A 13,502-nucleotide genomic window follows, 5' to 3' on the forward strand; every position below is an offset into this window, starting at 1 on the left:
TCTATCAGCATCAATTTTCTTTATTTTGTGAAATGTAAACTCATAAATCACAAAATATTGTGTTTTCATGCACAGCTTCCGGCTTGTGAAATCCACTCTAATCGTGACGAATTGATATCTAAATTCGTAATTCCACTGCTTATTCTTGTATTAAATAGCGATACTTAAAATGAGGTACGAAATGAGAATCGTTTTCACATAATCCAGTCATCAATGATTCCGCTCGGTATTGGGCGATCTATTTGAGGAAAGCATCCGAAGAAATGCGTCTGGCGTCCGCACTCAATCCAACGCGTTCAGAGAACTGCGACATTTTCTTAAGAGGACTGCCCTAGCCTGCATGAGGCTTCGCAACGCTCCTTCGACGGGCACAACGCACCGATCGCGAGCATGCTCTAATAATTAAGGACGCCGTCTACTCGTAGAATGACGGCGTCATCTTTTGAAAAATCAAAGTTCTTCAAGATAAGGAAGAGCTTTTTTGCAAAAAAAGGATTCATCATGCAGCGTCGTACTATGTTGGGCGCCATCGGAGCGGTGGCACTCGCAACTGCCGCATCCTTTCCGCTGACCGCCCAAGCGGCGCTCAAAGGCGAAGGCGGCAATCCCATCCGCATCGTTGTGCCGTATCCGCCGGGAGGCCCGCTCGACGTTTCTGCCCGCGCTATCGCTGATGCGGTTTCGCCTGTGCTCGGCACGGTGGTCGTGGAAAACCGCCCTGGCGCCGGCGGCAATGTCGGCATGAGCTACGTGAGTCACGCCAAGGGTGACGGCCACACGCTTGTGATGGGCGTGGTGGCGACGCTTGCCATCAATCCTTCGCTTTATAAGAAGCTGCCCTACGATCCGAAGGGCGACTTCAAACCCGTAACACTCGTCGCCACGGCAGCCAACGTTCTCGTTATTACGCCCGCATTCTCTGAAAAGACCGGCGTCAAATCGGTGGCTGACCTGATTGCCTACGCCAAAGCTCACCCAGGAAAACTCAACTATGCCTCCGGCGGTAATGGTTCTGCCGGGCACATGGCCGGTGAGCTCCTGAAAAACAAGGCGGGCATCGATATCGTTCACATTCCGTTTGCGGGCGCCTCTCCGGCGCTCCTTTCAGTCATTTCGGGGCAGACCGACCTCATCTTCGACAATCTGGCTAGCGCCGCCGCGAACATTCATGCCGGCAAGCTCATCGCGCTTGCCGTCACCACGGAAGAACGCACGCCGCTACTCGCCGACGTCCCCACAATGAAGGAAGCCGGTGTTCCCGACTTCGACATTTATACGTGGTTCGGTCTGATGGTGCCGGGCTCAACGCCCGATGACATCGTCGATGAGCTCAACGCAGCCATCGTTCCGGTTCTGCGTGACCCGGCAACCGTAAAGAAATTCCAAAGCTTTGGCGCACTGCCCGCGCCTAACACGCCTGCCGAATTTTCCGCCATGGTTGAGCGTGAGGCCGAAAAGTACAAGATGCTCGTGAAGATTTCCGGCGCTCGCGTCGACTGATGTACTCCAATACGGTGTACAGAACGATGACCTCCTCGCCGTTCTGAAAATCTTCCCGAAGAAGGAGCCTGTTGACCCATCAACCGGCTCCTTTGGCTTTTTTGTTAATTCCGCTTCTGGCTTCACCCTAAGCAGCCCAAACGACTCCCTGTTCAGGCCAGCATTTTTATAATGCGCGCGGAAACAACCACACCCCAACCGTATCGACCTGCTGTTCACGTATCCGCGCCCCTGCAATGCGGTCTGCTGCTCAGCACGAAGAAATGGTTGCAACCGCAATGATTAAAAATCAAAAAGACTTCGCCGCAGGGCTTTTTTACATCGTGATCGGCCTGTTCGGCGCGACAACACTCGGCGAAAATGAAATCGGCAGCCTCTCACGCATGGGCCCGGGCTACTTCCCGCTCATCATTTCGACAGGCATCATCCTCACCGGACTGGCCATCGCGGTTAAATCGCTTCTCCTTACGCCGGCGTTGCCCTCAGAAGGCCGAATTGAGCTCGGCAGACCGTTCTCAGGCCTGCTCATTCTCGGAAGTGTTGCGCTCTATGCCGCAACACTCCTGACACTTGGCTTCGTGCTCTCCATCAGCTTGATGGTGATTGCCGCCTCCTGTGCACACCCGCTCTTTCGCCTTCGCGACGCTGTTATTTCCGCGGTAATTCTCACGACGCTTTCAGCGCTGCTTTTCGTGGGCGGACTTGGACTGATCGTGCCGATGTGGCCGACGTTCTTCTGAGAGGAGGCACTTAGACCATGGATCTTCTGAACCACCTCCTTATCGGCTTTGAGAACGCCGTCACCTGGACGAACCTGCTTTACTGCTTCGTCGGCGTGACTTTGGGTACGCTTGTCGGAGTACTGCCAGGCATGGGCCCCGTGGCCACCGTGGCGATGCTCCTTCCCATCACGTATGCGCTTGACCCGTCCACAGCGCTCATCATGCTCGCAGGCATCTATTACGGTGCGCAGTACGGCGGCTCTACCACCGCCATTTTGGTCAACATCCCAGGCGAAGCTTCGGCAGTGGTGACGTGTCTGGACGGCCACCGCCTGGCGCTTGCCGGCCGCGCCGGCGCTGCGCTCGGCATCGCCGCCATCGGCAGCTTCATCGCCGGATGCTTTGCCACTGTGGTGATTGCCGCCTTTGCTGAACCCCTCACGCAAGTCGCTTTCCAATTCGGCCCCCGCGAATACTTCAGCCTGATGGTCCTGGGCCTGGTCGGCGCTGTTGTGCTTGCATCCGGCTCGCTCCTGAAAGCGGTCGGCATGATCCTGATCGGCATTCTGCTCGGCTGCGTCGGCATGGATGTCAATTCCGGAGCGCTCCGATATGTCTTCGGTATTGACGAGCTGATGGACGGCTTTGACTTCGTCGCGCTCTCGATGGGCGTCTACGGTTTTGCTGAAATCATCCGCAATCTGGATGTGCTCGGAGACCGAGAAGCCAAGCCCGTTCCTGTGGGCCGCGTACTCCCGTCCAAAAATGACCTCAAAATTTCTGCCGGCCCGATTACCCGCGGCACACTGATCGGTTCATTCCTTGGCATTCTCCCGGGCGGCGGCGCACTGCTCTCTTCTTTTGCGTCCTATACCCTTGAAAAGAAGCTCGCCGGCGAAAAGGCCAATCCGCCCTTTGGACACGGCAACATTCGCGGCGTAGCCGGCCCAGAATCGGCAAACAATGCCGGCGCACAAACGAGCTTCATTCCGATGCTCACGCTTGGCATTCCGTCTAATGCCGTGATGGCTCTGATGATCGGCGCTCTGATGCTCCACGACATTGCTCCGGGCCCGCAGGTAATGACCAACAACCCCTCGCTCTTCTGGGGGCTCATCGTTTCCATGTGGATCGGCAACGTCTTCCTCGTGATTCTCAATATCCCGCTGATCGGTCTTTGGGTGAGGCTTCTGCGCGTGCCGTATCGGCTGCTTTATCCGGCGATCCTCGTTTTCTGCGCGATCGGCGTCTATTCGATCAACAACAATCCCTTTGACATCTGGATCACTATCGGCTTCGGCATCTTTGGCTGGATCGTCAATAAACTGGGCTGCGAATGCGCCCCGCTGATCCTTGGTTTCATCCTGGGCCCGATGCTCGAAGAGAATATGCGCCGAGCGCTGCTGCTCTCCCGCGGCGATCTTTCGACCTTTGTGACCGGCCCGATTTCGGGCAGTCTGCTCGCCGTCTCAGCCCTTCTCCTTCTCATCGTGATACTCCCGGCCGTGCGTTCGGGACGCGAAAAGGCATTTGCTGAAGAGGATTAGCGAGGGCCCCCTGACGAGGCCGCTTCCATACAACTTTTGCGTCGTCCGGTTTGCTGTTTTACGGCGAACCGGACGTTTTTCTTCGGAGCGCTTCAGAACACTTTGCCGGCAAACACCGTCCGCAGATGCTCCGTCCAACGGCGAGCCGCCTGCCAGTCGTCCTCCGAGGCGCCAAATGACTGAGCGGACTGGTCCCACCCAGAGAAAGCGAGCAGGTCACCGGCTTCGAGCGCCGGCAGGTGAACCCCGGGAAGCGTATCGGCCGACACCAAGTGAAGCCCCATCCTTTTGGGCTCAAGCGTCGGGAAAGCCGCCTCCCAGCCGAGCATCGGAATGAGAATGCCTTTGCCCGACGATTCACGCTCATGACCCAAAATGACCGGCAGCGCAATGCCGCCTTGAGCGTCTGCCGATGAGTCCGATGCGCTCTGCTGCGGATTGGGAGCCAGAAGAACAGCCGTTTCTTCCGCCCAAAGCGTCTTTGAACGCCGGCGATCTCGCAGCCATAAAATCGGCCAGACCGCAAAGAGCACCCAGAAAGGCGCCGTCAGCACCGCCGAGGCGATGAGGAGTCCCCCCGCGGGCATGCCGCGAAAGGATACAGCTGCGCCAAAGACAGCCCAAAGCCACCAAACAAGCCAGTAACGGCGCCGGCGCGCCGCAGAAACCGGCGTTTCGACCTGACGGTCGACCAAGTCGAGCGTCGTTTCCTTCGAAGCAGATTGAGCAGTCATGCGTTTGAATTCCGATCATCAAATGGCGTCGCGGTCCGCCGTACGGCCTGCTCTGCACGAGCTTTCGATTCAGCAGAAAGCACTCGGGCGCGAAGCTGTCCGCAGCCGCCGTCAACGTCTTGCGCGGCGGAATCCCGCAGCGTCGCGACAATGCCGGCTGATTTCAAACGGCGTACGAGATGGGCAGCATGTTCGCGGTCAGGGCGGCTATAGACGCTCCCATCTACGGCGTTCACAGGAATGAAATTCACCATGGCGTAATGGCCGGTCAGCAGTTCAATCAACCGATTAACCTCTTCTTCACCGTCATTTACCCCCTGAATCAGCGTCCACTGGTACTGCGTGGGGTAGCCCGTCTTCCGCGCCCAAGCTTCCGCTGCCTCGGTGAGTGCCTTCACGGTCATTTTTGCTCCGCGGGGCAAAAGCGTTCGGCGCTTCGCATCATCGGTGGTATGGAGCGAAACGGCGAGTGCCGGACGAGCAGACATTCGATTGAGCGCCTCAAAGAGCCGCTCATCCCCCACCGTCGAGATCACCAGGTCTTTATGCCCGAATCCGCCGTAGAGCGCCAGAAACTCCGCTGCACGAAGGACATTGTCAAGGTTGTGTGACGGCTCGCCCATCCCCATGAAGACCACCTTTTTGGTCTCTGGACGCAAACGCCGAGCCAACGCGGCCTGCGCCGCAATTTCCATGTCGGAGAGCTGCCGCACCAGACCGCCCTTGCCTGTCATGCAGAAAACGCAGCCGACGGCGCACCCCATCTGAGTGGAAACGCAAACCCCTCGACGAGGCAGCAGCACCTCTTCAATGGTCTGACCGTCGGCCAGTGTGAGCAGCAGCCGTTCACTCTCCGGATCCGCTCCGGGATGGCGAGAGCGCACCGTCAGCACAGCGTCGAGTCGGCTGCGGATGTTCGCAAGGGCCGCCATAAGCACCGCCGGCAGCCGAGCCGCCCGGCTGCGGGCAGGCTGCTCGGCTTCAGCACCCAGCGCATCGGGCCATGCCGCACTCGGCGAACCCAGCCAAGCACGGCAGATGCGGCGCAGATGCGCGGGCTTCGCTCCGAGTGCACCGAGGTGCGCTTCAAAAGCGGCCAGCGACGGGTACGCCAAAGGGCTGCCCGAAGAAGGGGTGGAGCTGATCGACGCATCAGTGCGTTCTGTCTGAGTCATGAAGCTGCTGCTGGATACGAATGGGGGGCCGTGAAGGAAGTGGCGCGTTGCTGCGGCCATTTTTTCCGATGCGCGACACTATACGCAAACGACGCGTTTTATTCAGCTCGGGAGCAATTCTTCACGGCGAAATATAGCGGCAATGCCCGCCGCAATCGTTTCTTCTGTTTCAGGCGTAAAGGTCTTCCGAGGCATCGGCAAACCGAAGCAGAGCGCTTTCACCCAGCGCTGTGCGGTCACTCGCAAGCGCAGGTCAGTAATGCGGCGCACGGGTTCCGCGGGATGCGCCAGCACGGGCTCAAGCGCCTCTAAGACTTCGGGGAGATTGGCGGCATCAAGGAGTTGAGCGGAAACAAAGAAAAGAAGGAGCGGCCGACGCTTTTTGACTTCTTCGGCGAGCCGCGCCGCATCCGCGGCAGCCGCTTTCAGCACCCGTCGATCCAGCGGCCGATCGGCCTCCCAGCGCTGCGGCCAAGTGAAGATCGAAAAACGCGCAGCTTCTTGCGCAACAGGGAATCCCGCACGTTCGAGCCACTTCAGCAGCTGCGGAACCTCAGGGCCCCGATCCACCTGTCTTGCGGTGATGCGCCCGCGAGGGCGAGAAAGCTTTTGCCGCTCCAGCGCTTGCGCTGAAGCATCTAGCCCAGGACTGAGCGTCGGTCCAAAGCCGGGCGGGAAAACGAGAAGCACGCCGCCCTGCAGATTTTCCGGCGTATCAGCCGTTCCCGGTACGTCAATCCGCTGAGAAAACTTAGCCTTTGAACCCATTAATCCCTCAAGGCGCATACGCATTACGCTGCGCCATCGTCCAAGGACTTGACTTGATCCTTCTTTCGCACTGGCGGCAGACGGCTTGCCAATTCATCGGTGAGGCCAAGCTCTGCAATCTTGCGGGTAAGTGTATTGCGCCCGAGCCCAAGGCGCTCGGCCGCCTCTATGCGGCGTCCGCGGGTGGCGCTCATGGCCGTGCGGATGAGCGTGCGCTCAAACTCGTGCGCCAGCGTTTCCCAAACCTGCGGCTCGCCCGCTTCCAGAATCCGCTCGGCTTCGGCAGCCAAAAGCGCCTTCCAGTCACCCTCCGCATCCGTCGATGAGGCGGCCGCTGCATGGGGTTTGCTACGAAGCGGCGCAGAATGCGACTGTGCGGAAGCCGCTTCCGGCGTTTCTGTCTTGAAGCCCTCTTCTGCCGGATTGCCAACGGCTCCGTGCGTATTGACCGCATTAAGCGCCTCCGGATGTGCGGCTGCCGCGGCTTCCTTATGACGAATTTCATAGGGAAGGTCTTCCACACGGATTTCCTGAGCCGGCGCCATGACAAGAAGCCACCGGCAAAGGTTTTCGAGCTGACGAACATTCCCGGGGAACGGAAACGCACGGATGACATTCAATGCCTCTGGCGTCAGGGTTTTAGGCTCCACGCCGAGTTCCCGCGCACCGGCAGCGAGAAAATGTGCCGACAAGGGGGCAATGTCCTCAACTCGGTCACGCAGCGGTGGCAAGCGCAGACGGATGACGTTCAAGCGATGGTAGAGGTCCTCTCGAAACTGTCCGCTCTTGACGCGTTCTTCCAGATTCTGGTTCGTCGCGGCAATGACGCGAACATCGGCCTTAATGGGCTGGTGACCGCCTACGCGGTAAAAGTACCCGTTGGAGAGTACACGCAAAAGCCGAGTCTGCAGCTCCATCGGCATATCGCCGATTTCATCCAAAAAGAGCGTGCCGCCCTTGGCCTGCTCAAAGCGGCCCAGACGCGTGGCCACCGCGCCGGTGAACGCGCCTTTTTCGTGACCGAACAATTCACTTTCGAGCAGTTCTCGAGGGATAGCCGCCATGTTGATCGCAATGTAGGGTGCACGGCTGCGGCGGCTGTGCTTCCAAATGGCACGCGCAACGACCTCCTTGCCCGCTCCGGACTCTCCGGTGAGCAGCACGGTGACGTTGCTCTGCGAAAGCCGTCCGATGGCACGAAAAACTTCCTGCATGGCTGGCGCCTGACCAATCAGGTCAGGCACCGGTGCCGAGGGTTCGTCAATCGGCGAGGCTGCCGACGCCGCGCCTTGTGCGGCCGCGCCCGCCTGACCGGCTGCTGCATGCAGACCGCGGCGGCGGGCGTCTTCCATGGCTCGGCTGATGAGTTCAACAGCTTTGAGCACATCAAAGGGCTTGGTCAAATATTCAAACGCGCCGCCCTGAAAGGCGGAAACCGCGCTTTCCAGGTCAGAGAAGGCCGTCATGATAATGACCGGCAGTTCCGGCACAAGCTCCTTCACCTTCGTGAGGAGATCCACGCCCGAGAGACCAGGCATACGAATGTCTGAAACCAGAACGAGGGGAAGCTCTCCGCCCACAGTCTTCGCGGCCTCGAGCGCATTCAAAGCGTCCTGACCGCGCTCAAAGGTGCGGCAGCCAATGCCGGCACGCGCAAGCGCACGGTCAAGCACCCAGCGGATTGCCCGGTCATCATCAATCACCCAAACGGGTTCGCGGCCGGCATCATGTGCGCCGCGGAGCTCTCGCAGAGGCGGCTTGCCTGTGCTGCCGCCCGCTGCCGGTTGAGTTGTGCCGTAGTCCGAGGTGCCGTAAAGGTCGTCCACCATGATTTGTTCTTCCAATGTTTGTCGTCAGCGTTTCAGAGCGTCTTTAAAAGCGATTCGCTACGCACCTTTGCCGTTCTTTGCTTCTCGGTTTTCACGCGCTTCACGGCCTTCCAGCGGCAGCAGTACCGTGAAGTCTGTCCGGCCGGGACGGCTTTCGAGCGTAATGCTTCCGCCGGCTTCCTCCACAAAGGTCTTTACCAATGCGAGTCCGAGGCCCGAGCCCTCCGCACGGCCGGTCACCAACGGGAAAAAGATGCGCTCCTTCAAGTGCTCCGGCACCCCAGGACCGTTGTCGACGACATCAATACGCAGTGCCGTACGGGTGCGGGTCCCTGCGAGCATCACATCGCGCGCAATGCGTGTTTTAAAAATAATGACAGCCGTCCCGTGAGCGCGACCTTCCGTCATGGCCTCTGCGGCGTTCCGCGCAAGGTTCAGAAAGACCTGCGTAAAACGGCCGCGGTCACCGAAAACGGCCGGCGCAGAAATGTCGTAATCACGCTCAATCGTGAGCCCTTGGGCAAATTCAAGGCCGATAAGGCTGCGCACATGTTCGAGCACTTCATGAATATTGACCGGGCCGGCTGCTGCCGGCGTCCGATAAGGCATGAGGAGTCGGTCAACCAGTTCCTGCAGTCTTGCCGCTTCTTCCAGGATGACGTTCGTGCATTCACGGTCTTCGTCACGCACGAGTTCGCTCTCAAGCAGCTGCGCCGCACCTCGGATGCCGCCCAAGGGATTCTTAATTTCGTGCGCTAAATTGCGCAGCAGCTCGCTGTTGGCGGCACGCCCCGCCTCTGCAATCGCATCGCGCTCAGCTCGTAGCGCGTCATCAAGATCAACCACTTCCAGAAGCGCCGTGGTGCCCGACGGGGCATTCGAAGGCTTAGGCGAAAGCGACGAAAAAGAGGCTCGCACCCGCACGGACGGAAGAAGCCCCCGCAGAAACTCCACCGCCGGAAGCATGAAGGATGCTGCTTCAACGGCTCCCGGGGCAGCCGCACGCCGTCGAAACCAGCCGGCCGCTTCGGGGAGGAACTCCGCTACATCTACGCCTGACAATGCCCTGCGCGTACGACCGATAAGCGTCTCCGCCGCTGCGTTGGCCGACGTAATGCGGCCCTCGTCATCGAGCAGAAACACTGCTTCGGCGAGCGCATCGAAGAGATCAAAGCTGGTGCCGACGGCATCCGTCAGGCTTTCCTTCTCAGTCAATTGCAAAAACTCCTCTCAAAGCAGGCAGGCGGAGCATTGAAGCTCATCAGCTCCTATTTATGAAAAAAGGGAACAGTGCACGCACCGTTCCCTTCATTTCGACCATGGCCGTCAAACAATCGATCAGCATTGTCCGGACGGCCGGATCCCATTTTGACTGCTACCCCGAACGGATGAGGGTTCGGAGCCGCAGAGGCTGAAAGGGATTAGTGCGAGTAGTAGAGATCGAAATCAAGCGCCGTCACGGCCATTTCAGCGCGGAGCACGTCCTTGCGCTTTTCGGCGATCCAGGCGTCGATCAGGTCGTCGGTGAAGACGCCGCCGCGGGTGAGGAACTCACGGTCACGGTCAAGACTGTCAAGCGCAACCTCGAGGTTCGGCGCAACAGTCGGGATCTTGGCGTTTTCTTCGGGCGGCAGATCGTAGAGGTTCTTGTCAGCCGCTTCGCCCGGGTGGATCTTGTTCTGAATACCATCCAAACCAGCCATCAGCAAAGCCGAGAAGCCGAGGTAAGAGTTGCAGAGCGGATCGGGGAAGCGCACTTCGATACGGCGTGCCTTCGGGCTGTTGACGAACGGAATACGGATCGAAGCCGAGCGATTGCGCGACGAGTAGGCAAGCTTCACCGGCGCTTCAAAGCCCGGAACCAGACGCTTATAGGAGTTGATGCCGGGGTTCGTAATAGCGTTAAGCGCACGAGCGTGCTTGATCACGCCGCCGATGTAATAGAGCGCCATTTCAGAGAGCCCGGCGTAGCCATTGCCCGAGAAGAGGTTCTGGCCGTCCTTCCAGATGGACTGGTGGACATGCATGCCCGAACCATTGTCGCCTTCGATAGGCTTCGGCATGAAGGTGGCGGTCTTGCCGTAAGCAGCCGCTACGTTCCACACCGTGTATTTGAGAATCTGCGTCCAGTCGGCGCGCTGCACGAGGGTGCTGAAGCGCGTGCCGATTTCGCACTGGCCGGCGCCGCCCACTTCGTGGTGATGAATTTCAACGGGCACACCCTGCTGCTCAAGGAGCGTGCACATTTCGCTGCGCATGTCGGTCAGGCTGTCGCAGGGCGGAACAGGGAAGTAGCCCCCCTTGGCGCGGTTGCGGTGACCAAGATTGCCGCCTTCAAAGTCAAGACCGGACGACCAGGGCGCTTCTTCCGAACCAATCTTGAAGAAGGAGGAGCCGGACTGATGATCCCACTGGATGGAATCAAAAATGAAGAATTCGGGTTCCGGGCCAAAATAAGCCGTGTCGCCGATACCGGTCGACTTCAAATAGGCTTCAGCACGGTGGGCGAGCGAACGCGGATCACGTTCATAGCCCTTGCCGGTCGTCGGTTCAAGCACGTCGCAGTTGAGCACGAGCGTATTGGCCTCACGGAACGGATCCATGCGGGCAGTGCTCGGATCCGGCTGCAGCAGCATGTCGGACGATTCAATGCCGCGCCAGCCGACGAAGGAAGAACCGTCGAAGGGCTGACCAAGTTCAAACGTGTCTTCATCGATCTTATCGGCCGGAATCGTCAGATGCATTTCCTTGCCGAGCAGATCGGTGACGCGCAAGTCCACGTACTTGCAGTCGTTGTCCTTGATCATCTGCAGTACATCAGCAGCGGACGTCATATTCATCTCTCCTACTTCGACGGCGGTTCGGTTCTGGAACCTTTCCAGACCAACGGGTTCCGCCGCGGTTCCCTTGCGGGGTAAAAACTGAATGGGGGAAGCCCCTCTAAAGCGGCCCGCCGGAGGCACTCTCCGACGCGGCTGCCTTGAAGAAGGCGTACTCGTATGAGAAGCAAGGTCCGTGCCAAATGCTGAACATGCCAAACAATGCGACGGCGCCAATACCCGAAAACCGCACCGTTGACGTATTTGCGGGATTCCCCGAATGATTCGTGGAACCCCTGACCTGCCATTTCATTGCCAGGCCTCTCAACTTTGGGGCGCAATACCTTCCGACCTTCGGCATTATGCCTTGAAGCTCAGTCATTGCGCACCAATAAAGTGCATGCCAGGCGCAATACGCACCAAAGTTGTTCTCGTCAGTGCCTTCCGGTGCAGTCCCATGCACAACGTTATGCACGCCGAGGCTCGAAAAAGCCCGGCTGATGCGGCTGCAGAGGAAAGACGGCTGCTCCAAAATTCAAAAACTGCGCCAAAGTTGTGCATGGCCAAGACGAACTCAGCGCGGGTTGCTTATAGAAAAGCTTCCTGAACATCCGACAGGAAATCCAGGCCCTTGCGCGTCGGCGCAATGCGGTCGGGATCCGCCGAAAGCAGACCGTCACGGCGCAAGCGTTCGAGCTGCGGCAGGATGGACTCAAGCGGCAGCCCTGAGCGCTCCGCATAAAGCGAAGCCGGCACGCCGTTAAGCAGTCGGAGGGCATTGAGCATAAATTCAAAAGGACGATCCTCGGGCGGCACGAAATGACTTTCTTCCGCGCCGCTCCCCGTCGCCTCGAGAGCCTCAAGCCATTTCCGCGGATTGGCCCGCCGAGCCTCTCGAAGGATGCTGAAGCCCTCAGCATTCACAACGGAAAGTTTGCCGTGGGCGCCCGGCCCCGCCGCGAGATAATCGCCGAACATCCAATAATTCAAATTGTGCCGGCACTGACGGCCGGGCTGCGCATAGCCTGATACCTCATAGCGTGTATAACCCGCCTGCGCCAGTAAAGCTTCCACGACATCACCCATTTCTGCCGTTTCATCAAGATCAGGCAAATCTTCCGGCAGGCGTTTTTCAAAGGCAGTGCCGGGTTCAATCGTGAGCTGGTAGCAGGAGAGATGCGTCGCTCCTGAGGACAATGCTTCTGCCAGTTCCATCTGCAGATCCGCTATTGATTCTCCCGGGAGCGCGTACATCAGGTCGAGATTGAAGTTCTCAAACGACCGTCGCGCCATATCAATGGCTGCACGCGCATCGTCAGCAGTATGAATCCGCCCCAAGCGCCGGAGTTTCTCGTCGCTGAAACTTTGCACGCCGATGGAAAGACGATTCACCCCTGCGGCACGAAAGGCTTTGAATTTCTCACTTTCTGCCGTACCGGGATTCGCTTCCATCGTGATCTCGCAGTCTTCGGTCAGTCGAAAGCGGCTGCGGATGCCAGTTAAGAGCCGCTCAACCGTTTCTCCCGACATCAGAGAGGGGGTTCCGCCCCCCACGAAGATCGAAACAATCGGACGATCGGCAATCTCCGGCGCTTGACGGCACCAAGCCTCCAGATCCTGCAGTACGCCCGCCGCATATGCCGACTCAAAAGCCAATCGATCCGCTGCAGAAGCCGGCAGACGGTGTGAATTGAAGTCGCAGTACGGACACTTACGAACGCACCAGGGCCAGTGCAGGTAAATGGAGAGCGGCGGCATGACCGGCGGACTGATTAAGGGCGTTTCTGCGCTCACGCCGCACCCCAGCCCCAGCGCTCCTTCAGAAGCCGAGCCATCTTCACGAGTGCTTTGCCGCGGTGACTGGAGGCATTTTTGGCTTCTGGCGAAAGTTCTGCTGCCGTTGCGCCGGCTTCAGGCAAATAAAAATAAGGGTCGTACCCAAAGCCGCCGCTGCCCTTGGGAGCTTCAGCAATCACGCCCTCCCAGGTGCCTTCAGCAATGAGGGGCTCTGGGTCGTCGGGCGACCGAACAGCAACCAGCACGCAGACATAATGCCCCTCACGGTTCTTAACGCCATGCAGTTTTTCCATCAACAGGCGGTTGTTGTCTTCGTCTGAGGCATCTTCGCCCGCAAAGCGGGCGGAATAGACGCCCGGCGCTCCGCCCAATGCATCCACGCAGAGCCCCGAATCGTCAGCCATCGCCGGACGTCCGGTTTCTTTAGCGGCATGCCGAGCCTTGGCCAGACAGTTTTCAATAAAGGTGTGAAAGGGCTCCGGGCAAGGCTTTACGCCGAAGGTCTTTTGGCTTTCTACGTGCACATTGAGGTGCGAGAACATCGCTTGAAATTCGCGGATCTTGCCGGCATTGCCGGAGGCAAGCACAAGAATAGGATCGTTTTTCGTCAT

The 13,502-nt window shown here is 58.7% G+C and carries 11 protein-coding genes; 3 read left to right on the top strand and 8 right to left on the bottom strand.

Annotated elements, in window-relative coordinates:
- The first annotated feature begins 501 nt into the window (after positions 1 to 501).
- The 3 genes from DES29_RS05840 (at position 502) to DES29_RS05850 (ending at position 3,769) form a co-directional block, all read left to right on the top strand.
- A complete protein-coding gene (locus DES29_RS05840; RefSeq protein ID WP_113854598.1) occupies positions 502 to 1,500 on the top strand; it encodes a Bug family tripartite tricarboxylate transporter substrate binding protein in 999 nt (332 codons plus the stop codon).
- Positions 1,501 to 1,778: 278 nt separating this feature from the next.
- Positions 1,779 to 2,240, top strand: a complete 462-nt coding sequence (locus tag DES29_RS05845; protein ID WP_165649166.1) for a tripartite tricarboxylate transporter TctB family protein — start codon at positions 1,779 to 1,781, stop codon at positions 2,238 to 2,240.
- Between the two features lie 17 nt (positions 2,241 to 2,257).
- On the top strand, positions 2,258 to 3,769 hold the full coding sequence (locus DES29_RS05850) for a tripartite tricarboxylate transporter permease (protein ID WP_113854569.1): 1,512 nt from the start codon (positions 2,258 to 2,260) through the stop codon (positions 3,767 to 3,769).
- Between the two features lie 92 nt (positions 3,770 to 3,861).
- Here the strand turns inward: DES29_RS05850 and DES29_RS05855 are convergent, their stop codons facing one another.
- The 8 genes from DES29_RS05855 to rdgB all read right to left on the bottom strand — a co-directional run bounded on the left by DES29_RS05855 (position 3,862) and on the right by rdgB (position 13,502).
- On the bottom strand, positions 3,862 to 4,503 hold the full coding sequence (locus DES29_RS05855; RefSeq protein WP_021995819.1) for a DUF805 domain-containing protein: 642 nt from the start codon (positions 4,501 to 4,503) through the stop codon (positions 3,862 to 3,864).
- Positions 4,500 to 5,678 (bottom strand): RNA methyltransferase, encoded by a 1,179-nt coding sequence (locus DES29_RS05860; RefSeq protein ID WP_113854570.1) that lies wholly within the window; start codon positions 5,676 to 5,678, stop codon positions 4,500 to 4,502. The genes DES29_RS05855 and DES29_RS05860 overlap by 4 nt, the downstream gene beginning before the upstream one ends.
- 102 nt (positions 5,679 to 5,780) lie before the next feature.
- Entirely contained in the window at positions 5,781 to 6,470 is a 690-nt protein-coding gene (locus DES29_RS05865) for a hypothetical protein (RefSeq protein WP_005431745.1), read from the bottom strand.
- A complete protein-coding gene (gene ntrC, locus DES29_RS05870; protein WP_005431746.1) occupies positions 6,470 to 8,275 on the bottom strand; it encodes a nitrogen regulation protein NR(I) in 1,806 nt (601 codons plus the stop codon). Before ntrC ends, DES29_RS05865 begins: the two co-directional genes overlap by 1 nt.
- A gap of 57 nt (positions 8,276 to 8,332) precedes the next feature.
- Complete coding sequence (gene glnL, locus DES29_RS05875) at positions 8,333 to 9,490, bottom strand: nitrogen regulation protein NR(II) (RefSeq protein WP_021995822.1); 1,158 nt, start codon at positions 9,488 to 9,490, stop codon at positions 8,333 to 8,335.
- 206 nt (positions 9,491 to 9,696) lie between these two features.
- Positions 9,697 to 11,109, bottom strand: coding sequence for a type I glutamate--ammonia ligase (glnA, locus tag DES29_RS05880; RefSeq protein ID WP_005431748.1), 1,413 nt, complete (start codon positions 11,107 to 11,109; stop codon positions 9,697 to 9,699).
- 573 nt (positions 11,110 to 11,682) lie between these two features.
- Positions 11,683 to 12,852: a radical SAM family heme chaperone HemW gene (gene hemW / locus DES29_RS05890; RefSeq protein WP_113854599.1), complete on the bottom strand. Its 1,170-nt coding sequence runs from the start codon at positions 12,850 to 12,852 to the stop codon at positions 11,683 to 11,685.
- Between the two features lie 32 nt (positions 12,853 to 12,884).
- A complete protein-coding gene (gene rdgB / locus DES29_RS05895) occupies positions 12,885 to 13,502 on the bottom strand; it encodes an RdgB/HAM1 family non-canonical purine NTP pyrophosphatase (RefSeq protein ID WP_113854572.1) in 618 nt (205 codons plus the stop codon).

Source organism: Sutterella wadsworthensis, assembly GCF_003315195.1.
In the GTDB taxonomy this organism is placed as follows: Bacteria; Pseudomonadota; Gammaproteobacteria; order Burkholderiales; family Burkholderiaceae_F; genus Sutterella; species Sutterella wadsworthensis.